The sequence below is a fragment of the Spiribacter curvatus genome (assembly GCF_000485905.1).
Taxonomy (GTDB): Bacteria; Pseudomonadota; Gammaproteobacteria; order Nitrococcales; family Nitrococcaceae; genus Spiribacter; species Spiribacter curvatus.
This window is the reverse complement of record NC_022664.1, coordinates 352,425-373,676: the sequence shown is the minus strand read 5'-3', so window position 1 is coordinate 373,676 and position 21,252 is coordinate 352,425. Positions and strand designations below refer to the sequence as shown.

The following is a 21,252-nucleotide window of genomic DNA, read 5'->3' as shown; positions in this document are numbered from 1 at the left end:
CGTTCGCTCCGGTCGGCTGTCATACACAACCCGACAGCATACCGCTTAATGACCGCAAAGGGTGGCGTATGAGTGCTGATCAGCCACCACTGACCGGCGGCAACAGCACGAGGGTCTCACCGCCATACAGATAGTCCTGACGGGCGCGCATCGCGTCACCGACAGCGCAGGCCACCCGAGGCAGCTGATCACTGAGTGCGGGGTAGTGCTCAATCAGCGCCTGTAGCACGTCGGCGATCAGGCAGGGGACCCTGACGGGTATTTCAACGGCGTCTGCACCGGCGACTTCGCGGAGTACGCCATAAAGCTCGATTTTGATAATCGCTCCCTGTCGAACCTTCCAGCTTCGAACCCTGGCTCTCAATTATCCATAAAAAACCCCGCCGGGGGCGGGGTCCTTTATGGATGGCTGGGGGACCAGGATTACTCGGCCTGCGGCCTCGCCCTTCGGGCCGACACGCGCTGTGCGCGGTCGTTCTGCTCCCTCGCGGTCGCAGTCGAACCTTCCAGCTTCGCACCCTGGCTCTCAATTATCCATAAAAAACCCCGCCGGGGGCGGGGTCCTTTATGGATGGCTGGGGGACCAGGATTCGAACCTGGGTTGACGGATTCAGAGTCCGTAGTCCTACCGCTAGACGATCCCCCAATAAACCCTTTAGCGCTTGGAGAACTGCGTCGCGCGCCGTGCCTTGTGAAGGCCGATCTTCTTGCGCTCCACCATGCGGGCGTCACGGGTCACGTAGCCAGCCTTGCGAAGGCCGCCCTTGAGCTCCTCATCGTAGTTAATGAGTGCCCGGGTGATGCCATGACGGATGGCGCCAGCCTGGCCACTGGAGCCCCCACCAAAGACGCTGACCTTGATATCAACCTTTTCCTTGGTGTCGGTGAGCTCGAGCGGCTGGCGGACAACCATCCGTGCCGTCTCGCGACCGAAATACTCATCAAGCGGCTTACCATTAACGGTGATCGTACCGTTGCCGGGGCGCATGTTCACGCGTGCCGAGGACTTCTTGCGCCGGCCGGTTCCGTAATACTGTTCGACTGCCATCGGTTATCGTCGCTCCGATTCAGATTTCCAGCGCCTGAGGCTGCTGGGCGTGGTGCTGGTGTTCGCCGCCGCTGTAAACCTTGAGTTTCTTCAGCATCTGGCGGCCGAGACGATTCTTCGGCAGCATTCCCTTGACGGCGAACTCGACGGCGCGCTCAGGATGCTCCTTGATCAGTGTCTCGAAGTTCGTCGCCTTCATGTGACCGACATATCCCGTAAACCGGTGATACGTCTTCTGCTCGGCTTTACGGCCAGTCACTTCCACCTGCTCGGCGTTCACGACGACGATGTAATCGCCCGTGTCGACGTGCGGCGTGAACTCTGCCTTGTGCTTGCCCCGAAGCCGGAATGCGATTTCCGAGGCGAGTCTTCCGAGGGTCTTGCCGGCGGCGTCGACAACGTACCAGTCGCGCTGGACGTTCTCAGCTTTGGCGCTAAACGTTTTCATGGGTGCTGTATCTCCGAAGCCAACGCTCCCGAATTAAGATGCCAGAGTGTACAGAAAGGCCGTCACGGCGACAAGCCGTGACTGACTTCCCCGGCATCGATCACTTCATGGCTGTGCGTCACCTGGCAGGCCTCCGCCAGCATGATCGAAGCCGAGCAGTATTTCTCCGCCGACAGTTTCACCGCACGGCCTACAACCGCATCCTTTAGATCGCTGCCACTGACGCGGAAGTGCAGATGGATCGCAGTGAAGACTTTGGGTGGGGTATCGGCCCGGCTGGCCTCGATATCCACCTCGCAGCCCGTCACCGAGTGGCGGCCGCGCTGGAGGATGTACACCACATCCACGGCCGAGCAGGTGCCCAGTCCCTCGAGCAGCACCTCCATGGGCCTTGGCCCCTGATCCCGACCACCGAGATCCGGCGGCCCATCCACCGTCAGTCGGTGCCCGCTACCCGATTCAGCCTCAAATGCCATCCCGTCAAGCCAGCGTACATGCGCTTTCACGGCCAATCCTCCCTGCCAGACCCCTCCATATGGGGCATTTCCCGGTATCAGTCCTCAGTATAACGTCGATTGCCCGGGTCACCGACAAGCAAACAGAAAACAGGGAGGTTTTTATGTCACCCGCGAGCTATCGGTTCTTCCAGCGTCCGTCCATTGTCGAGCTGTTGCGTCATTGCGGTCGCAGCCGCTATCGCCCCCATTCAACACTCATCCACCAGGGAACGATCAGTGACCGCCTGTACCTGTTGCTGCGGGGATCGGTGAGCGTGGTCGAGGAAGACAGCGATGGGCGGGAGCTGATTCTGGCCTATCTCAACCCCAGTGACTTCATTGGCGAGATGGGGCTTTTCCTGGAGGCACCACAACGCAGTGCCTGGATCCGGACGCGGACGACCTGCGAGTTCGCGGAGATCAGCTATAAGCGGTTCGCGCGTCTGCAGACCGAACACCCCGTGGTGCTGCAGCCCCTGCTCGAGCAGATCGCATGCCGCCTGCGGGACACCAATCGACGCTTCCGGTCGCTGGCGTTCGAGGATGTGCGCGGTCGGGTCACAGCCACCCTGCATGATCTGGCGGACCAGCCCGATGCGATGACCCATCCCGACGGCATGCAGCTCAAGGTCACGCGCATCGAGCTTGGCCGCCTGGTGGGTTGCTCACGGGAGATGGTCGGCCGTGTGCTGCGGGATATGGAGGATGAGCGGCTCATCTCCGCAAAGGGGCGGACCATCGTGGTCCACGCCGCGGACTAGTCAGTCGAAGAGCTCGGCGAGTCGATCGCCGGGTGAATCGGCCCGCATGAAGGCCTCACCCACCAGAAAAGCATCAATCCCCCGCGCGCGCATCGCCGCCACATCGTCGCGGGTATGGATACCGCTTTCGGTAACCAGCCGTACGCCCTCGGGCACCGAGGGCGCGAGACGCGCCGTGGTCTCGAGCGTCGTCTCAAAGGTCCGCAGGTCGCGGTTGTTAATGCCGATGAGATCCGCGCCGAGGGTCAGCGCACGATCCAGTTCGGCGCTGTCATGGACCTCCACCAGCACGTCCATCCCCAGCGAGCGGGCCCGCTCGTAGAGTGCCAGGAGCTGGCCATCATCCAGCGCCGCGACGATCAGCAGAACGCAGTCGGCGCCCAGCACCCGGGCCTCGAGCACCTGGTAGTCCTCGGTAATGAAGTCCTTACGGATCACCGGGCACTGACAGGCTGCACGCGCCTCCTTGAGGTGGGCATCGGCACCCCGAAAGAAGTCCTCCTCGGTGAGGACCGACAGGCAGGCGGCCCCGCCCTGCTCGTAGCTGCGGGCGATCGCGGCCGGATCGAAATCCTCACGCAGTACCCCCTTGCTCGGCGAGGCCTTCTTGATCTCGGCAATGACACCCGCCTGGCCCGCCGCAACCCGCGCCTCGAGTGCCGCCCGAAACCCGCGCACCGGCGGCGCATCGGCGAGCTGCGAGTCGAGGTGCCCGGCGCTGACTTGCCGGCGGCGTGCGGCCACTCCCTCGGCCTTTAGCGCGATGATCCGGCGAAGGATATCCGGCGTGTCGGGCCGGCCGCTCATGCCGATGCCCCGAGCTGCTGACTGGTGGCGACGAAACGATCGAAGCGGGTGCGCACCTCACCACTCGCCAACAGGCGGCGGGCGTGGGCGACGGCATCACCGAGGTGATCCGTCAGGCCCGCGACATGGATGGCCGCTCCGGCGTTCAGCGCGAGGAGATCCGCGGCGGGTCCGGGCAGGCCATCGAAGATCGCCTTGATCACCTCCAGACTGCGCTCGGCGGAGTCGACGCGCAGATCATCGAGCGACGCCGACTGGAGTCCGAAATCCTCCGGCCGGATGGTGTACTCACGCACCTCGCCATGACGCAGCTCTGCCACCTGAGTGGGTGCGGCAATACTGATCTCGTCGAGGCCGTCTTCGGAATGCACCGCCATCACACGCTCACTGCCAAGGGTGCGCAGCACTTCCGCCACTGGCCGCACCCAGCGCGCGTCATAGACGCCCAGCAGCTGGTTGGGGGCGCCGGCGGGATTGGTGAGCGGCCCAAGGAGGTTGAACAGCGTCCGGACGCCCATTTCCTTGCGCGGGCCAATGGCGTGACGCATCGCCTGATGGTGTTGCGGGGCGAAGATGAAGCCGACGCCGACCGTATCGATGCACTCAGCCACTGCCGCTGGCTCCAGGTCGAGGCGAGCGCCAGCGATCTGCAGCAGATCGGCACTACCCGAGGCACTCGAGACCGAGCGGTTGCCGTGCTTGGCGACACGGCCGCCGGCGGTCGCCACCACGAACGCCGTTGCCGTGGAGATATTGAAGGTGCCCCGCGCATCGCCCCCTGTGCCGCAGGTATCGACCAGGTGGGTGGGATCGACGGTCACCCGCATGGCGAGCTCGCGCATCACTCCAGCCGCCGCGGCGATCTCGGTGACGGTCTCGCCTTTCATCCCCAGACCGACCAGAAAGCCGCCGATCTGCGCCGGTGTGGCATCACCGGTCATGATCCGCTGCATCACTGCAGTCATCTCGGCATCCTCAAGATCGCCGTGCGCCATGACCCGGCGAATCGCCGCCTGCATTTCCATCGTTGCTCTCCCCGTATCAGGCCGCGGCCGCCGGCCGGGTCAGAAAATTGCGTAACAGGTCATGACCGGTCCGGGTAAGGATCGATTCGGGGTGGAACTGCACACCCTCGACATCCAGCTCGCGATGCCGCACGCCCATGATCTCCTCCCGGTCGCCGCTATCGAGCGCCGTCCAGGCCGTCACTTCAAGGCAGGCTGGCAGCGTCGCCGACTCGACCACCAGCGAATGGTAGCGCGTTGCCTCGAGCGGGTTGGGCAGGCCGGCGAACACGCCCTGATCGCGGTGATGCACCCACGAGGTCTTGCCGTGCATCACCGTCTGCGCCCGGATCACCGATCCGCCAAAGGCCTGACCGATCGCCTGATGGCCCAGGCAGACCCCGAGTATCGGCAGTCGCCCGGCAAAGCGCTCCACCGCCGCCAGCGAGATGCCCGCCTCATCAGGGGTGCACGGCCCTGGCGAGAGCACGATGCGCTCGGGCCGCAGCCGCTCGATCGTTTCCAGATCGATGGCGTCGTTGCGGTGCACCTCGACGTCGGCACCGAGCTCGCCGAGATACTGCACAAGGTTATAGGTGAATGAATCGTAGTTATCGATCATTAACAGCATGGGTCACTCCTGCTCAGCGCTGATCGAGGCCGGCTTCCGCCATGGCAACGGCCCGGAACAGCGCCCGGCCCTTGTTGACCGTTTCTTCCCACTCCGCCGCCGGGTCGGAGTCGTGGACGACGCCACCGCCGGCCTGCACATGAACCCGGCCGTCCTTGATGACGGCGGTGCGGATAGCGATGGCGGTATCCATGTTGCCAGACCACGACAGATACCCGACCGCGCCGCCATAGACACCACGTTTGACCGGCTCGACCTCGTCGATGATCTCCATCGCCCGAATCTTGGGCGCACCGCTCAGCGTGCCCGCCGGATGCGTGGCGCGCAGCAGATCCATCGGTCCCAGTCCCTCACGCAGGCGGCCAGTGACATTGGAGACAATGTGCATGACATGGCTGTAGCGCTCGATGGTCATGCGATCGGTCAGTCGCACGCTGCCCAGTTCGCTCACCCGCCCGATGTCGTTGCGGCCCAGATCGATCAGCATGAGGTGTTCGGCGCGCTCCTTGGGATCATCCAGCAGCTCCGCCTCCAGCGCCCGGTCTTCATCCGCCGTGGCCCCACGGCGGCGGGTCCCGGCGATGGGGCGCACAGTGGCCTCACCGTCCTCAAGCCGGGCGAGAATCTCTGGTGACGAGCCAACCACCTGGAAGTCACCGAAATCCAGGAAGAACAGATACGGTGAGGGGTTGGTACAGCGCAGCGCGCGATAAAGATCCAGTGGCCGGCCATGATAGTCGGCACTCATGCGACGCGACGGCACCACCTGCATGCAGTCACCGTCGATGATGTAGTCACGGATCCGCTCAACGATCGCCTCATAGTCCTCGCGCTCGATGGAGGAATCGAAATCCTCCTCAGCCACCACCCTTGGTGGCGTGCGCGGCCGGTCGCTCAGAGCCTGAATGCGCAGCTGCTCGGCAAGCGTATCGAGCCGCGCCTCGCCACGCTGCAGACCGTCGGCCTCCGCCGGGTCGATGTTGACCACCAGATAGAGCCGGCCGGCGAGATTATCGAAGACCAGCACCTCTTCGGATTCCATGAGCAGGATATCCGGCACGCCGAGGGTGTCCGGGTTGGGGCATTCCGCGAGCCGTGGCTCGATGTAGCGGATGGTGTCATAGCCGAAATACCCGACCAGCCCACCGATAAAACGCGGCAGCCCGGGCAGGTTTTCCGGCGGTGCGGCGCGTACCGCCCGATGACGACGCTCGACCCAGTCAAGCGGATCACTCACCGATTCGTTGTGACAGCAAACGCCGTCTTCCCAGGTCTCGATGCGGTGACCATGGATACGGTACTGGCGTTGGCAGGGCAGTCCGATGATCGAGTAGCGCCCCCACTTCTCGCCGCCCTGCACCGACTCGAACAGGTAGCTGCCGGCAGCCGCCGCCAGCTTGAGGTAGGTGGACAGCGGCGTTTCCAGGTCCGCGAGCAGCTCGCGGGTCAGGGGCACGCGGTTAAAGCCCTCACGGGCACGCTCAGCGATGGTTTCCTCGTTCATAGCACCTTCCTAGGCTCGGCCAGCCCGACGGCGAGCTGATCAACGGTGAGGGTCATCGCTGCCGGATGGTCGGCAAAGATAGCATCGTCACCGGGATAGCCGTAAGGCACCCGAACCAGCGGGGAACCGGCCGCTTCGGCCGCCGCCCGATCCGCATCGGAGTCGCCTACATAGAGGCAGTCTTCGATGGCGACACCCAACTGCCCGGCGGCATGGATGAGCGGCGCCGGGTCAGGTTTTTTGACATCGAGGGTATCGCCACTCACTGCTACGCCAAAGTATCCAGCAATCCCCAATGACGCCATTAACGGCGTCGTAAAGGCCGCGGGCTTGTTGGTCACCACGCCCATCGGCAGTCCCATCGCCTGCAGCCGCTCGAGGCCATCACGCACCCCGGGATACAGACGGCTGCCCTCATGCAGGCAGTCGTGGTAGTGGACGAAAAACCGGGCGAGCGCTGCGTCGGTGGCGGGTGGTTCAGCGGTGATGTCGCGCCTGCCAGCCAGTGCCCGGGCCACCAGCCGGCGCGCGCCATTACCGATCCAGGCACAGACCTGATCCTCGGTCAGGGCCGGACGGTCGATGTCGGCGAGGCTGCGATTGACGGCGGTGGTCAGATCCGGGGCGCTATCCACCAGCGTGCCATCCAAATCGAAGAGCACCGCGGCCGGCCGGAACCGATTCATGAACCCGCCTGGGCGGCGCGCTCGCGCATGTCGGTGAGCACCGCGGCGTAATCAGGCTGGCCGAAGATCGCCGAACCCGCCACCACGGTGTCCGCCCCCGCCGCGACGACCGCTTCGATATTATCGGGGCCGACACCGCCATCCACCTCGAGGCGGATCGGCCGCTCCGCCGCATCGATCATCGCCCGCGCCTCGCGCAGCTTATCGAGGGTGTCCGGCAGGAATTTCTGGCCCCCGAACCCGGGATTGACCGACATGAGGAGGATCAGGTCGACCTTGTCGAGCACATAGCGCAGGCAATCCAGCGGCGTCGCCGGGTTGAACACCAGCCCGGTCTGGCAGCCCTGATCGCGAATCAGCTGCAGGCTGCGATCGAGATGCTCGGTGGCCTCCGGATGGAAGCTGATCAGATCCGCCCCCGCCGCCGCGAAATCAGGAATGATGCGATCCACCGGCTTCACCATCAGATGCACATCGATCGTTGCGTCGATGCCATATCGGCGCAGTGCCTGGCAGACCACCGGACCGAAACTGAGGTTGGGCACGTAGTGGTTATCCATGACATCGAAGTGCACCCAGTCGGCACCGGCGCGCAGAACATGATCGACTTCCTCGCCCAGACAGGCGAGATCAGCGGCGAGAATCGAGGGCGCAATAATCAGATCATTCATGGCCCAAATCCTAGCAGAACCACGCCTCAGACGCCCTCTGAGATCAGCCCCGCGAGGATCGCCCGGCGCACCGCAGCAAAGTCGCTGCGACCATGAACGCGAGCGAGCTGCAGACCGCCCTGCGCCGCCGCCATGAGCGCCCGGGCCTGATCGCCGGCCTCACCGGGGAAATCGAGCCGTCCTGCCGCTCGACCATCGATCAGTGTCGCCGTGAGCCAGTCGAGCAGGTCGTCGCACAGGGCCTCGGCCTCGGCACAGGCGCCGGCAGGCAGGCTGGCATACTCCACCGCAGCGACCCCCAGCGGACAGACCTGCTCGCCATCGATGTTGCGCGCCTCCAGATCGACGAAGCGCTCGATCTGTTCGCCGGCATCGAAGCGGCTATCCGCCATCTGCGCCCGCCACCGGGCAAACGCTTCACGGTACTGGCGGAACAGAGCGGTGGCCAGATCCGCTTTGGTCGGGAAGTGATAGTGGATGGCGCTGCTCCGCACCTCGAGTGCCTCTGCCAGCTGGGCGAAGCTGAAACCGTGATAACCGCGCTGCTGGAGCCAGTCGGCGGCCAGACGCAGGATCCGCCGCCGCATCTGACCGCGGGGGCGTTGCTGGTGCACGGCCGCCATCAGACCCCGAGGGCGAGCTCGGCGAGGTTGCAGGGGCGATGGCGGACATCGAGCTGCTCATGGAGGATGCCCTGCCAACCATCCCGACAGGCACCGGGAGACCCGGGCAGTGCCGCGATCAAGGTGTGGTTGGCAATGCCCGCGATAACCCGCGATTGCAGGGTCGAGGTGCCGACAGTTGCGTACGATAGCTGCCGGAACAGCTCGCCAAAGCCAGGCACCCCGCGATCAAAGAGCACTTCAACCGCTTCCGGTGTGACGTCGCGCTGGCTGAATCCGGTCCCACCGGTGCAGATCACCGCGTTCACCGCCGCATCCGCGATCCAGACCGAAACCGCCGCCCGGATCGCATAACGGTCGTCTGTGACGATCGAGCGGCCGGTGATGCGGTGGCCATCGGCCTCCGCCAGCTCCGCCAGCAGCTGCCCCGAACGGTCGTCATCCGGGCACCGGGTATCGGAGATGGTCAGCACCGCCAGATTGAGCGGGGTGAATTCACGCGTGGGGGTCACGGTCTACTCCGGTGTCATGAGGGCGAATGTCATCTGTCAGCGGTCAAGATACCGCGCCGCCGACCGCCCGCAAAGGCTGTAGAATGTGGCGCCTCAACCAACAGTGAGTTTTGCATGGAATCTCGGAAAATCGCGGTAGTCGGCGGCGGTGTCGCCGGTATTGGTGCCGCCTGGCTCCTCTCGCAACGCTACGAGGTCACGCTGTTCGAGGCGGCCGACCGGCTCGGCGGTCACAGCAACACGGTGGCCTGCGATCTGCCTGAGGGTTCGATCCCCGTGGATACCGGTTTCATTGTCTACAACGAGCCCAATTACCCGCAGCTCAAGGCATTGTTCGAGCATATCGATGTGCCCACGCAGGCATCGAACATGTCGTTCGCATTCGCCGCGACCGATATCGACCTGGAGTATGCCGGCAGTGGTCTGGGGACGCTGTTTGCGCAGCGCCGCAATCTGTTCCGCCCGCGGTTTCTGGGTATGGTGCGCGACATCCTGCGTTTCAATAAGGCCGCCAACGAGCGGCTGGCAAGCGGTGCGCAGGGTGATGACATCAGCCTGGGTGAATTGCTTGATCAGCTGGGCATGGGCGAGGCATTCCGACGCTATTACCTCCTGCCCATGAGCGCGGCGATCTGGTCCTGCCCGCAGGACGTAATGCTGGCGTTCCCGGCGCGGTCCTTCCTGCAGTTTTTCTACAATCATGGCCTGATCCAGCTTAAGGACCGGCCTCAATGGCGGACCGTGAGCGGCGGGAGTCGCGAGTACATCCAGCGCATGCGCCCGTCCATTGCCCACATCCACACGGCCATGCCCGTGCGCTCGGTCTGCCGGACTGAGACCGGGGTGCGTCTCAGCGGCAGGGATGGCGAGCTGGGTGAGTTCGACGAAGTGGTGATGGCCGCGCACGGGGATCAGACCCTCGCCATGCTGGAGGCCCCCCATGCCGATGAGGCCGGGCTACTGTCGGCCTTCGGCTACAACACGAATGATGCCTGGCTGCATACCGATACACGCCTGATGCCGAGGCGGCGCGCCGTGTGGTCATCGTGGAACCATCTGACCACTGAAGGCGTCGATGGAACACATCCAGTGTCAGTGACTTACTGGATGAATCGCCTGCAATCCCTGGCCACCGGGACGGACGTGTTCGTGAGCCTCAACCCACTGCAGACGCCCGAGTCGGAAACGGTCATCCGCCGCATGCGCTATGACCATCCGGTCTTCGATCAGGCGGCCATCGATGCCCAGACGGATCTGCCGACCATTCAGGGCAATGACCGGATCTGGTACTGCGGGAGCTATCACGGCTATGGCTTCCATGAGGATGCGCTGGCGAGCGCCGTCCGCGTCGCCGAACGGCTCGGCGCCCCCGCCCCCTGGCAGGGAGTGTCCATGGCATGACGGCGGCCGACGCACTCACGCTCTACAGCGGCCAGCTGGTTCACGAGCGCCGGATCGAGCCCCGGTATCACTTCAGCTACCGGGTGTTCAGCCTGCTGCTCGATATCGACCGTCTGGATGAGGCGGCCCGTCGTCATCGGCTGTTCTCGCACAACCGCTTCAACCTGATTGGATTCCGCGACAGCGATCACGGCCCCAAGGATGGCTCCCCCCTACGCCCGTGGATCGATGCGCGACTCGCGGAGGCAGGCATCGAGCTTGACGGCGGCCGGGTGCAGATCCTCTGTTACCCGCGGGTGCTGGGCTATGTATTCAATCCGCTCACGTTGTGGTTCTGCCGGCATGCCGACGGGACGCTCCGCGCCGTCCTCGCGGAGGTCCGCAACACCTTCGGGCAGTGGCATGGCTATCTGCTCCACGAAAAGGGCGATGCGCTCCCGGAGCGACTGCGCGACTCGGCGACCAAGGTCTTCCATGTCTCGCCGTTCCTGCCCCGCAACGGCCACTATCAGTTCCGCATACAGGCCCCGGACGAGCGCTATGGTGCGACCGTGAACTGGCATAATGTCGATCACCCGGAGACACCTGCCCTGATTGCGGTGCAGACCGGTGAGCGCCGACGCGGGGGGGACCGGGGCTTGCTCCGCGCCGCCGTGACGGTACCCTTTATGACGCTGAAAGTGATTGCTGCCATTCACTGGCAGGCCCTCAAGATCTGGCTCCGGGGTGGACGCTTCCACCGCAAACCGGCGCCGCCGGATTCGGAGATCAGTCAATGACGAGTCACCAGGAGTCGGTCATCGACCTACCCTCGCCCCTTCCCCTGGCCGGACGCATTCTGCTGGGCTGGCTCAGCCGTCTGCGCCGGGGCCGGATGGAGGGTCAGATGCCCGACGGCGAACCCTTCCTCATTCAGGGCCGCGAGGCCGGCCCCACCGGTACGATGCGGCTGCATCGGCCCCTCCGCATGGTGGCGCGGATCGCCACCCGCGGGTCAGTGGGCTTTGCCGAGAGCTATATGGCCGGTGAATGGTCGAGCCCCGACACGGCACATCTGCTCGAGCTGATGCTGCGCAACGAGGACGCCTTTCAGCAGCGCATGGAGCCCTCCTGGCTGCATCGCCTGCGTCTGTCACTGCACCATCGCGGGCGCCGGAACACCCAGCAGGGCAGCCGCCGCAACATCGCCGCCCATTATGATCTCGGTAACGAGTTCTATCGCCACTGGCTCGACGACACGATGACCTACTCGGCGGCGATCTTCGAGCGCCCCGATCAGCCCCTCGTTGAGGCGCAGCGCAATAAGTATGACCGGCTGCTCGACACCCTCGGTGCCCAGCCCGGTGAGCATATCCTCGAGATCGGCTGCGGCTGGGGCGGCTTTGCAATGGCCGCGGCGCGCCGGGGCATTAAGGTCACCGGCCTGACCCTGTCCACCGAACAGCTCGCCTGGGCCCGGCGCCAGATCGCCGAGGCCGGGTTCGCCGACCAGGTGGATCTGCGCCTCGAGGACTATCGCGATACCCGCGGTCGCTTTGACCACGCCGTGTCCATCGAGATGCTCGAGGCGGTGGGCGAGGACTACTGGCCCGCCTACTTCCGGATGCTCCATGACCGCGTCCGCCCCGGCGGGCGGATCGGGTTGCATGGCATTACGATTGATGAGGACCGATTCGAGGAATACCGTCGCCGGCCGGATTTCATCCAGCGCTATATCTTCCCCGGCGGCATGCTACCGACGCCGCAGCGGCTGGCGCAGGAGAGCAACAATGGCGGTCTCGAGGTCCTCGAGTCCACTGGCCTTGGCCAGCACTACGCCACCACGCTGCTGCAGTGGGATGCCCGCTTCGTACAGGCACTGCCGCGGATCCGCGCACTCGGCTTCGATGATTACTTCATCAATATGTGGCGCTATTACCTGGCCTACTGCTATGCCGGATTCCGCACCGAGAGCATCGACGTGAAACGCGTGCTGCTGCGTCGGCCGTGAGTCTGAGCCGCGCACAGATCCTGTTCTATGGGCTGCCGGCGGTCCCGCTGGCGGTCATGGGCGTGCCCATGTACGTGTTCCTGCCGGGGTTCTATGGCGAAACACTTGGCCTTGCCGCCGTGGGCACCGCGTTGCTGGTCGCACGGCTCTGGGATGTGGTCACCGACCCGCTCATCGGCAGCCTCGGTGATCGTCTGCAGACCCGCTGGGGCCGACGCCGACCACTGATCGCCGCCGGCATGCCGGTGTTACTGGTCAGTGCCTGGGCGCTGTTTCGGCCGCCCGAGGCAGTCGGACTGGGCTATCTGCTGGGCTGGGGGCTCGCCGCCTATCTTGGCTGGACGCTCATGTCGCTGCCCTATACCGCCTGGGGTGCCGAGCTCTCGGAAGACTATGATCAGCGCTCCAGCCTGACCGCAAGCCGCGAGGGCTTTATGCTCGCCGGCACCCTGCTCGCCATCGCCTGGCCGACCCTTGCCGGCGCCGGTCGGGCCGATGCCGAGACGCTCTCGGGCCTCGCCTGGCTGCTGGTCCTGGTGCTGCCGCCGGTGGTCGCACTCACGCTCTGGCGTGTCCCCGAGTACCGACTCACCTCGCATCCCGTTGGCTGGCGGGAAGGCTGGCACCTGCTGCGCAACAATCGCCCCTTCCTGCGTCTGCTGGCCGCCTATGTCATGAATGGCCTGGCGAACGGTCTGCCGGCATCACTGTTCACGCTGTTCGTGGTCCATGTCCTGCGCGCCGAAAGCTGGACTGGCCCGCTGCTGCTGGTCTATTTCGTGGTCGGTATCGCGGCGCTGCCGGGCTGGCTGTGGCTGTCGCAGCGGATCGGCAAGCATCGCGCCTGGGCGCTGTCGATGCTCTGGACCTCACTGATCTTCGCAGCGGTGCCGTTCCTGGGGCCCGGCGACACCACCGCGTTTCTGATCATCTGCCTCCTGTCCGGGGTCGGCGTGGCCGTGGACATGGCCCTGCCGGCGGCCATCCAGGCCGATCTGGTCGACCTCGACACCGCCGCCGGTGGTGGCCGGCGTACCGGGCTCTACTTCGGGATCTGGAACATGGCGACCAAGCTCGCCCTTGCCCTGGCCGTGGGCATCGCCTTCCCGCTTCTGGAGTGGTTCGGATTCGATGCCACCCAGGTCGAGGACCGGGATGGCACCTTCGCCCTCGCACTGTTCTACGGCGCCGTCCCGATCGGCTTCAAGCTCGCCGCGACCGCGCTGATGTGGCGATTCCCCCACGACCGGCGGGCGCAGGTCGCCACTCGGGCGCGGGTCCACGACGCGGAGAGCGGGCCCAGCGCAGCAGTCGACCCGACGCGCTAACGGTCGGCGACGGCGAGCCGTGAGCGCAGCCAGCGCATCAGCCCCCCAATGACCGGGAACTGCTCATAGAGCTGGCCGGCGGCATCCCAATAGTCGATATGTTCACGGACGCGCCCGTCTTCGGCGAGCACCACACGCGACACCCCATCGACGGGGCGACGCTTGCGCCGGTCGCGCTTGAGACGGAAGTGAAAACGCCAGCGCAGATAGCCGACCCGCTCTCCGCCCACCGACTCGAGCACCTCGAACCGCGCTTCAGCGCAATTGGCGTACATGTGCTCGAATACCGCCCGGATCGCGGCGATTCCCTCGACTTCGTTGAACGGATCGCGAAAGCGTGCGTTTTCGACGAAAACGATATCGAGGCGATCCAGATCGGTCGGCTGCATGCCGGCAAAGAACTCGCCATAGCGCTGCAGCGCCGTCACGACTGGACCATGCGCCGGGTCAGCGCGAAATACAGCTTATAGGGCAACAGCCGCAGCAGTTTGAGTGTGTAGGCGAAACGCTTGGGAAAGACGATCTCGAATCCCTCGTCGTCGATTTCATCCTGAATATAGTCCGCGGCGCGTTCCGGCGAGATGAGCTGCGGCATGTGGAATTGGTTCTTCTCGGTCAGACGGGTCTTCACGAAACCGGGGTTGATCACACGCAGTGATACGCCCGTTCCCTGCAGCGCCGGCTGCAACGCCTCGGCCATGTTCAGAACGGCCGCCTTACTGGCGCCATAAGGCGCTGCCTGGGGCAGACCGCGATAGGCCGAAAGGCTGGCAGTGACCAGGATCTGGCCCCGGGCGCGGGGACGCATGAGCGACAGCGCGGCGCCGACGCCGTTGACCGTGCCCAGATAATTGACCTCCGCCAGGCGCCGGAACACCGCCGGATCGAAGTCATCGAGGGGCATTGGGTCGTAGTCACCAGCATTGAGGATGATGGTGTCGATCTCGCCAACCTCGTCCTCGACCGCCGCGAAGACCTGTTCACAGGCCTGCGGATCGGTCACATCCAGTGGATAGGGATGGATTCGGTCAGCGATGTCCGGATGCGCCTCGCCGATCGCGCGCAGTGCCGCCTCGCGACGGGCACTGACGACGACCTGCCAGTGATCCCGGGCAAGCTTGATCGCCAGCGCTTCACCAATCCCTGCACTCGCCCCGGTAATAAGGACGACGCGTCCGCCCTGTGTCGTTGTTGCTGTCATGGTTTCCCTGTGCCCCTGATGACCGTATCGGTATGATTATGCGGTGAGACAGCCGCGGCTGGCCAACGACTCCGCTTAACACGAGGACTCCCTCCATGCGCCCTGCCCTCTACTGGATCCGTCGTGACCTGCGCCTTGCCGACAATCCGGCACTGCATGCCGCGGCGCGCGCGGGACGCCCCGTGATCCCGGTGTATATCCATGCCCCGGCCGAGGCGGGCGACTGGGCGCCGGGAAGCGCCAGCAACTGGTGGCTGCACCACAGCCTCCAGGCCCTGGCGGACGCCCTGGCCGCCCGGGGGCTGCCGCTGATCGTCCGCGAGGGCGAGAGCCTGGCGACGATCGTTGAACTGATCGCCGAGACCGGGGCGGAGGCAGTGCACTGGAACCGGCTCTACGAGCCGGCGCGGATCGAGCACGACACCCGGGTCAAGCAGCGTCTCAAGGCCGAGGGCATCGACGCCCACAGCCATAACGCCGCCCTGCTGCACGAGCCCTGGACCATCCAGACCGGCACCGGTGGCGATTACAAGGCGTTCACGCCGTTCTGGCGTGCCTGTCGGCGACAGGCCGAGCCCGCCCCACCGCTCTCGGTGCCGACCGATCTCGCCGCGCCCGATGGGGCCCGGGATCTGGCCGGTGCAGTCGTCCCCCCGGCGGGTATCACCGCCCCGCTGGACGCGCTCGATCTACTGCCGCGTGTCGACTGGGCGGAGGGGCTGCGTCGCACCTGGCAGCCCGGCGAGCAGGGCGCTCAGGATCGGCTTGGCGGCTTTATGGAAACCGCCCTTGCCGACTACCGCGAGGGTCGCGAGCAGCCCGCCGTGGCCGGTACCTCACGACTCTCGCCGCATCTCCATCACGGCGAGATCAGCCCACGCCAGATCTGGCAGGCGGTACAGACACAGCTCGCCCGGCATGGCGCCGAGGGCGACCGACTCGACAGTGCCGAGATGTTCCTCTCCGAGATCGGCTGGCGGGAGTTCGCCCAGCATGTGCTCTATCACCATCCCGAATTCCCCGATGCCCCCCTTAATCCGCGGTTCGCCGATTTCCCCTGGCAGGAGGATCCGGGTGATCAGCTCCTCGGCGCCTGGCAGCGTGGTGAGACCGGCATTCCGCTGGTCGATGCCGGCATGCGCGAGCTCTACACCACGGGCTGGATGCACAACCGCGTGCGCATGGTAGTGGGCTCGTTTCTGGTCAAAAACCTCCGTCTGCCCTGGCAGGCCGGCGAGGCCTGGTTCTGGGAGACGCTGGTCGATGCCGATCTGGCCAGCAACAGCCTGGGCTGGCAGTGGGTGGCGGGCAGCGGCGCTGATGCCGCGCCCTATTTCCGGGTGTTCAATCCAATCCGCCAGGGTGAGCGCTTTGATGCCGATGGCGCCTACATCGCACAGTGGCTGCCGGCGCTCGCCGGGCTGCCGGCCAAACATCGCCAGGCCCCCTGGCAGGCCCCGGCCAGCGTCCTGGGTGATGCCGGCGTCACGCTGGGCGTGCACTATCCGCATCCGCTGGTCGACCTGAAGGAAAGCCGTCAGGCAGCCCTGGCGGCATTCGAGCAGATCAAGAAAGGAGCCTGAATTGCCGCCCGAGCACCTCTATCAGAGTGAGATCCAGAGCCTGCCACTCCTGCAGCGGGGCAAGGTCCGCGACGTCTACGCGGTCGATGACCGCACGCTGCTCGTTGTCACCACTGATCGACTGTCGGCCTTCGACGTCGTGCTACCGGATCCGATTCCCGGCAAGGGCGCGGTCCTCAACCGATTGTCGGGCTTCTGGTTCGAGCGGCTCGCCGGTCAACTGCCAGACCAACGCCTCGACCTGCCGCTTGAGGCTGTTCTCAGCGACCCTGACGAGCGCGAGCAGATCGACGGTCGGGCGGCGATCGTCAAACGGGTCGAACCGCTGTCGTTCGAGGCGATTGCACGCGGCTATCTGATCGGTTCGGGCTGGAAGGACTACCAGGCAACGGGCCACCTCTGCGGAATCCGCCTAGAGCGCGGTCTGCGGCAGGCCGATCCGCTCCCGCAGCCGCTGTTCACGCCATCAACCAAGGCGGCGGCGGGTGATCATGATGAGAACGTCGGTTTCGAGGCGGTGGTGGCGGGGCTCGGCCGTGACATGGCCGAGCGCCTGCGCCGCATTACGCTATCGCTCTACAGTGAGGCCGCGGCGTTTGCCCGCGAACGCGGCATCATCATCGCCGATACCAAGTTCGAGTTCGGTCTCGACAGCACCGGTGACCTGGTCTGGATCGATGAAGCGCTGACTCCCGACTCCAGCCGCTTCTGGCCGGCCAGCGAGTACCGACCGGACAGCTCTCCGCCGAGCTTCGACAAGCAATACATCCGGGACTATCTCGAGATGCTGGACTGGGACAAGACCCCACCCGCCCCAGAACTGCCGGAAACAGTCATTGAACAGACAGCGGCGAAGTATCGGGAGGCGGAGAGGCGGCTCACCGGTCATTGAGACCGGTGAGCGCAGGGCGGGCTAGATGATCTCGCTGACCTTCACCACCTTCATGGCGTTGGTCCCACCCTGCTCGCCGGCAAGGTCCCCCTTGGTAATGACCACGAGGTCGTCATCACCGACCGCACCGAGCCCCTTGAGCTCCGCCACCGCTTCTCGGTTCACCGCATCATGCTCACGCTGGGTCGGATCGAACCGGATTGGGTTGACGCCCCGGTAGAGGGTCACCTTACGTCGCGTCCGCGGCTGCTCCGAGAGGGCGTAGATCGGGATATCCGTGCCGATCCGTGACATCCACATAGCGGTTGCACCGGATTCGGTAAGCGCCGCGATCGCCTTCGCCCCAAGGCTGTTGGCCGTGGTTATCGCCGTCTTGGCGATAGACTCGTCAATGCGATCGAAATGCACGCCGGGTGTCAGCCCACCCACCGGGCGCGTCTCGTCGGCATATGTCTCGGCCCCCACGCAGACCCGCGACATGGCGCCAACCGTCTCGGCCGGGTAATGCCCCATCGCGGTCTCCTCGGAGAGCATGACCGCGTCGGTGCCGTCGAGCACCGCATTGGCCACGTCCAGCACCTCAGCGCGGGTGGGCATGGGACTGTCGACCATCGACTGCATCATCTGGGTGGCGGTGATCACCACACAGTCCCGTTCGCGGGCCATGCGCATGATGCGCTTCTGTACGCCGGGCAGCTCGGCATCGCCGATCTCCACGGCGAGATCCCCGCGGGCGATCATCACCGCGTCGGCGGCTTCCATGATCTCGTCCAGGGCCTCTACCGCCTCGTGGCGCTCGATTTTGGCGACAATGCCGCCATGGCCACCGGCCTCGCGCAGCAGCGCCCGCGCCTCGTCAATGTCGGCGCCGTCGCGGGGAAAGGACACGGCCATGTAGTCGGCCTCGAGCTCGGCGGCGAGCTTGATATCCACGCGATCCTTATCGGTCAGGGCACGAACGGACAGCCCCCCGCCCAGCCGATTGATGCCCTTGCGATCACCCAGCGTGCCACCCACCTGCACCGTGGTGTGAATGCGGGTCCCCTCGATGCGCTCGACCTGCAGACGGATCAACCCATCGGCGAGCAGCAGGATATCGCCTGGGGCCACGTCAGTGGGCAGCCCGGCGTAGGCCACGCCCACTCCCTCGGAACTGCCCGCATCGCCATCGAGTGTGGGATCGAGGAAAAAGGCAGCGCCCTCGTCGAGCTCCACCGATCCGCCGGTGAAACGCTCGACACGGATTTTCGGCCCCTGGAGGTCGCAGAGCATACCGACCACCCGGCCGGCGGCCCGTGCGGTGCGACGCAGGGTCTGCTCGCGGTCGCGGTGCTCGTCGTGATCACCGTGCGAGAGGTTCATTCGAACCATGTCGACGCCGGCGTCTACGATCCCCCGCAGCGACGCCTCATCGGTGGTTGCCGGACCGAGGGTCGCAACTATTTTTGTCTGACGGCTCATCGTCGATTCTCCCTTATCGATCCAGCACAGCCACGGCGGGTAGCTCACGACCCTCGAGGAATTCGAGGAATGCGCCGCCGCCGGTGGAGATATATGAAATGCGATCCTCAACGCCGTACTTCGCAACCGCGGCCAGCGTGTCGCCACCCCCCGCGATGGAGAACGCCGCGGATTCCGCGATGGCGCCGGCCAGTGCCCGGGTGCCGGCACTGAAAGCGTCGATCTCGAACACCCCCACCGGACCGTTCCAGACCACTGTTCCTGCCTGGCGCAGACGCTCGGCGTAGGCCGCCGCCGTCTTCGGTCCCACATCGAGGATCATCTCGCTGTCAGCGACCGCATCAACGTCACGCACCCGCGCCTCGGCCGAGTCGCTCAGCTCATCGGCAACGATCACGTCCTCGGGAATGGGGATCTCGCCACCGGCGGCCCGGGCCTTGTCCATCAGCGACCGGGCGGTGTCGACGAAATCGGCCTCGATCAGGGACTTGCCCACCCCGTGACCGGCCGCAGCGATGAAGGTGTTGGCGATGCCACCACCGACAATGAGCTGATCCACGCGGTCGGTGAGCTGCTCGAGCACAGTGACCTTGCTGGACACCTTGGAGCCACCGATGATCGCCACCAGCGGTCGATCGGGGGACTTCAGTGCCTTGCCGAGTGCCTCGAGCTCCGCCGCCAGCAAAGGCCCGGCAACGGCGTCGGGCGCGAAACGGGCCACTCCGTGCGTCGAGGCCTGGGCGCGGTGAGCGGTACCGAAGGCGTCCATGACGAATAGATCGCAGAGCGCGGCCATCCGTCGCGAGAGCGCCTCATCGTTGTCCGTCTCGCCGGCGTTGAAGCGCACGTTCTCGCAGAGCATGATCCCACCAGCCTCGGGCACGGTCTCGCCATCCAGCCAGTCGCGCACCACCGGCACCTCGCGGTCCAGCAGTTCACCGAGGCGTCGGGCCACCGGCGCCATTGAGGCCTCGGGATCGAACCCACCACTCTTGGGCCGCCCCAGATGGCTCATCACCATGACCCGAGCGCCGCCATCGAGCAGCCGCTGCAGTGTCGGCAACGCCGCCCGCAAACGGGACTCGTCAACAATCGCGCCCGCCTTCAGCGGTACGTTCAGATCCTCACGAACCAGTACCCGCTGATCCGCGAGACTGACATCGTCCAATGTGCGTACCGTCATTACTTGGCCTTCATCATGGCCAGCGCGGTATCGAGCATCCGGTTGGAAAAGCCCCACTCATTGTCATACCAGGCGCAGGCCTTCACCAGCCGGCCGCTCACTTTGGTGAGGGTCGCATCGAACGTCGAGGAATGCGCGTCGTGATTGAAGTCCACCGATACATAGGGCCCGTCGCTGTAGGCCAGTACGCCCTTGAGTGCCCCCTCGCTGGCCTCATGGACCACGCGATTGACTTCCTCCACGGAGGTGTCCCGCGAGGCGATGAACGAGAGGTCAACGCTGGAGACGTTGATCGTCGGCACGCGCATGGCATAGCCATCAAGGCGGCCGTCGAGTTCGGGCAGCACCAGGCCGACCATGGCGGCGGCACCGGTCTTGGTCGGGATCTGCGACATAGTCGCGCTCCGGGCGCGGCGCAGGTCCTTGTGATAGACGTCGGTCAGCACCTGGTCGTTGGTGTAGGAATGGATCGTGGTCATCAGCCCCTGCTCGATGCCGATTGCATCGTTGAGCGGCTTGACCAGCGGCGCCAGGCAGTTGGTGGTGCAGGAGGCATTGGAGACCACCTGGTGTTCGGCGCGCAAGACGCTGTGGTTGACGCCATAGACCACCGAGGCGTCGACGTCACTACCACCCGGCGCGGAGATCAGCACCTTGCGGGCACCGCCCTGCAGATGCGCCGAGGCCTTTTCCTTGCTGGCGAAAAGCCCGGTGCATTCCATGACCACGTCAACATCCAGATCGCCCCACGGCAGTTTGGAAGGATCGCGCTCGGCCATGACCTTGATCTCGTCGCCGTTGACGACCAGGTTGCCATCGCGGACCTCAACGGTGCCGGGGAAGCGGCCGTGGGCGGTATCGACGCGGGTCAGATGGGCGTTGGTCTCGGCATCGCCCAGATCGTTGATGGCCACAACCCGGATCTCGTCACTGCGGCCGCCCTCGTAGAGCCCACGCAGCACGTTACGGCCGATACGGCCATAACCGTTGATTCCTACCTTGATCGCCATATTTCCAGACT

Annotated in this window: 24 protein-coding genes, 1 tRNA gene and 1 other RNA gene; 7 read left to right on the top strand and 19 right to left on the bottom strand. The window is 65.1% G+C overall.

From position 1 onward, the window contains the following. Positions 1–79 precede the first annotated feature (79 nt). From SPICUR_RS01860 to SPICUR_RS01840, 6 genes are all read right to left on the bottom strand, one after another. Positions 80–364 carry a MoaD/ThiS family protein gene (locus tag SPICUR_RS01860; protein WP_237220343.1) on the bottom strand — a complete coding sequence of 95 codons (285 nt, stop codon included), beginning with the start codon at positions 362–364 and terminating at the stop codon, positions 80–82. Positions 365–406: 42 nt separating this feature from the next. Further along, positions 407–539, bottom strand: a non-coding RNA gene (locus tag SPICUR_RS09685) — RtT sRNA. Between the two features lie 33 nt (positions 540–572). Then, positions 573–646, bottom strand: a tRNA-Gln gene (locus SPICUR_RS01855). Positions 647–655: 9 nt separating this feature from the next. Then, the gene (gene rpsI, locus SPICUR_RS01850) at positions 656–1,048 is read right to left on the bottom strand and encodes a 30S ribosomal protein S9 (protein ID WP_023365475.1); all 393 of its coding nucleotides are present in this window, start codon (positions 1,046–1,048) and stop codon (positions 656–658) included. Between the two features lie 19 nt (positions 1,049–1,067). After that, entirely contained in the window at positions 1,068–1,496 is a 429-nt protein-coding gene (rplM, locus tag SPICUR_RS01845; protein WP_023365473.1) for a 50S ribosomal protein L13, read from the bottom strand. 62 nt (positions 1,497–1,558) lie between these two features. Continuing rightward, positions 1,559–2,002, bottom strand: a complete 444-nt coding sequence (locus tag SPICUR_RS01840; protein ID WP_041381587.1) for an OsmC family protein — start codon at positions 2,000–2,002, stop codon at positions 1,559–1,561. A 113-nt stretch (positions 2,003–2,115) separates the two neighbouring features. Between SPICUR_RS01840 and crp the strand changes: the two genes are divergently transcribed. After that, on the top strand, positions 2,116–2,754 hold the full coding sequence (gene crp / locus SPICUR_RS01835) for a cAMP-activated global transcriptional regulator CRP (protein ID WP_041381585.1): 639 nt from the start codon (positions 2,116–2,118) through the stop codon (positions 2,752–2,754). Here the strand turns inward: crp and trpC are convergent, their stop codons facing one another. From trpC to moaB, 8 genes are read right to left on the bottom strand one after another with little or no spacing between them, the layout of a single operon-like run. Then, entirely contained in the window at positions 2,755–3,561 is an 807-nt protein-coding gene (gene trpC / locus SPICUR_RS01830; protein WP_023365467.1) for an indole-3-glycerol phosphate synthase TrpC, read from the bottom strand. It abuts the gene before it with no gap. Next, on the bottom strand, positions 3,558–4,586 hold the full coding sequence (gene trpD, locus SPICUR_RS01825) for an anthranilate phosphoribosyltransferase (RefSeq protein WP_041381583.1): 1,029 nt from the start codon (positions 4,584–4,586) through the stop codon (positions 3,558–3,560). The genes trpC and trpD overlap by 4 nt, the downstream gene beginning before the upstream one ends. A gap of 16 nt (positions 4,587–4,602) precedes the next feature. After that, positions 4,603–5,196 (bottom strand): anthranilate synthase component II, encoded by a 594-nt coding sequence (locus SPICUR_RS01820; RefSeq protein ID WP_023365463.1) that lies wholly within the window; start codon positions 5,194–5,196, stop codon positions 4,603–4,605. Between the two features lie 13 nt (positions 5,197–5,209). Next, entirely contained in the window at positions 5,210–6,700 is a 1,491-nt protein-coding gene (gene trpE, locus SPICUR_RS01815; protein WP_023365461.1) for an anthranilate synthase component I, read from the bottom strand. After that, the gene (locus tag SPICUR_RS01810) at positions 6,697–7,386 is read right to left on the bottom strand and encodes a phosphoglycolate phosphatase (protein ID WP_023365459.1); all 690 of its coding nucleotides are present in this window, start codon (positions 7,384–7,386) and stop codon (positions 6,697–6,699) included. Before SPICUR_RS01810 ends, trpE begins: the two co-directional genes overlap by 4 nt. Beyond that, entirely contained in the window at positions 7,383–8,057 is a 675-nt protein-coding gene (gene rpe, locus SPICUR_RS01805) for a ribulose-phosphate 3-epimerase (RefSeq protein WP_023365457.1), read from the bottom strand. Before rpe ends, SPICUR_RS01810 begins: the two co-directional genes overlap by 4 nt. Positions 8,058–8,083: 26 nt before the next feature. Beyond that, on the bottom strand, positions 8,084–8,680 hold the full coding sequence (locus SPICUR_RS01800; RefSeq protein WP_077176299.1) for a TetR/AcrR family transcriptional regulator: 597 nt from the start codon (positions 8,678–8,680) through the stop codon (positions 8,084–8,086). After that, positions 8,680–9,192 carry a molybdenum cofactor biosynthesis protein B gene (gene moaB / locus SPICUR_RS01795; protein WP_023365453.1) on the bottom strand — a complete coding sequence of 171 codons (513 nt, stop codon included), beginning with the start codon at positions 9,190–9,192 and terminating at the stop codon, positions 8,680–8,682. The genes SPICUR_RS01800 and moaB overlap by 1 nt, the downstream gene beginning before the upstream one ends. A 114-nt stretch (positions 9,193–9,306) precedes the next feature. Between moaB and SPICUR_RS01790 the strand changes: the two genes are divergently transcribed. From SPICUR_RS01790 to SPICUR_RS01775, 4 genes are read left to right on the top strand one after another with little or no spacing between them, the layout of a single operon-like run. Then, complete coding sequence (locus tag SPICUR_RS01790; RefSeq protein WP_023365451.1) at positions 9,307–10,593, top strand: NAD(P)/FAD-dependent oxidoreductase; 1,287 nt, start codon at positions 9,307–9,309, stop codon at positions 10,591–10,593. Further along, a complete protein-coding gene (locus tag SPICUR_RS01785; protein WP_023365449.1) occupies positions 10,590–11,372 on the top strand; it encodes a DUF1365 domain-containing protein in 783 nt (260 codons plus the stop codon). Before SPICUR_RS01790 ends, SPICUR_RS01785 begins: the two co-directional genes overlap by 4 nt. Then, positions 11,369–12,583, top strand: a complete 1,215-nt coding sequence (locus tag SPICUR_RS01780) for an SAM-dependent methyltransferase (RefSeq protein ID WP_023365447.1) — start codon at positions 11,369–11,371, stop codon at positions 12,581–12,583. The genes SPICUR_RS01785 and SPICUR_RS01780 overlap by 4 nt, the downstream gene beginning before the upstream one ends. After that, entirely contained in the window at positions 12,580–13,911 is a 1,332-nt protein-coding gene (locus SPICUR_RS01775) for an MFS transporter (protein ID WP_023365445.1), read from the top strand. Before SPICUR_RS01780 ends, SPICUR_RS01775 begins: the two co-directional genes overlap by 4 nt. On the opposite strand, the gene SPICUR_RS01770 is transcribed toward SPICUR_RS01775, so the two are convergent. Both SPICUR_RS01770 and SPICUR_RS01765 read right to left on the bottom strand, forming a co-directional pair. Further along, positions 13,908–14,339 carry a nuclear transport factor 2 family protein gene (locus SPICUR_RS01770; RefSeq protein ID WP_023365443.1) on the bottom strand — a complete coding sequence of 144 codons (432 nt, stop codon included), beginning with the start codon at positions 14,337–14,339 and terminating at the stop codon, positions 13,908–13,910. The genes SPICUR_RS01775 and SPICUR_RS01770 overlap by 4 nt on opposite strands. After that, positions 14,336–15,112, bottom strand: a complete 777-nt coding sequence (locus SPICUR_RS01765; protein WP_023365441.1) for an SDR family NAD(P)-dependent oxidoreductase — start codon at positions 15,110–15,112, stop codon at positions 14,336–14,338. The genes SPICUR_RS01770 and SPICUR_RS01765 overlap by 4 nt, the downstream gene beginning before the upstream one ends. A 95-nt stretch (positions 15,113–15,207) precedes the next feature. On the opposite strand from SPICUR_RS01765, the gene SPICUR_RS01760 reads away from it, so the two are divergent. Further along, complete coding sequence (locus tag SPICUR_RS01760) at positions 15,208–16,695, top strand: cryptochrome/photolyase family protein (protein ID WP_023365440.1); 1,488 nt, start codon at positions 15,208–15,210, stop codon at positions 16,693–16,695. 1 nt (position 16,696) lies between these two features. Then, a complete protein-coding gene (locus tag SPICUR_RS01755; RefSeq protein WP_023365438.1) occupies positions 16,697–17,587 on the top strand; it encodes a phosphoribosylaminoimidazolesuccinocarboxamide synthase in 891 nt (296 codons plus the stop codon). 21 nt (positions 17,588–17,608) lie between these two features. On the opposite strand, the gene pyk is transcribed toward SPICUR_RS01755, so the two are convergent. The 3 genes from pyk to gap are packed head-to-tail and all read right to left on the bottom strand — an operon-like array spanning position 17,609 to position 21,241. Continuing rightward, complete coding sequence (gene pyk / locus SPICUR_RS01750; protein WP_023365436.1) at positions 17,609–19,048, bottom strand: pyruvate kinase; 1,440 nt, start codon at positions 19,046–19,048, stop codon at positions 17,609–17,611. A 13-nt stretch (positions 19,049–19,061) separates the two neighbouring features. After that, positions 19,062–20,231 (bottom strand): phosphoglycerate kinase, encoded by a 1,170-nt coding sequence (locus SPICUR_RS01745; protein ID WP_023365434.1) that lies wholly within the window; start codon positions 20,229–20,231, stop codon positions 19,062–19,064. After that, a complete protein-coding gene (gene gap, locus SPICUR_RS01740) occupies positions 20,231–21,241 on the bottom strand; it encodes a type I glyceraldehyde-3-phosphate dehydrogenase (protein WP_023365432.1) in 1,011 nt (336 codons plus the stop codon). Before gap ends, SPICUR_RS01745 begins: the two co-directional genes overlap by 1 nt. Positions 21,242–21,252: the final 11 nt, after the last annotated feature.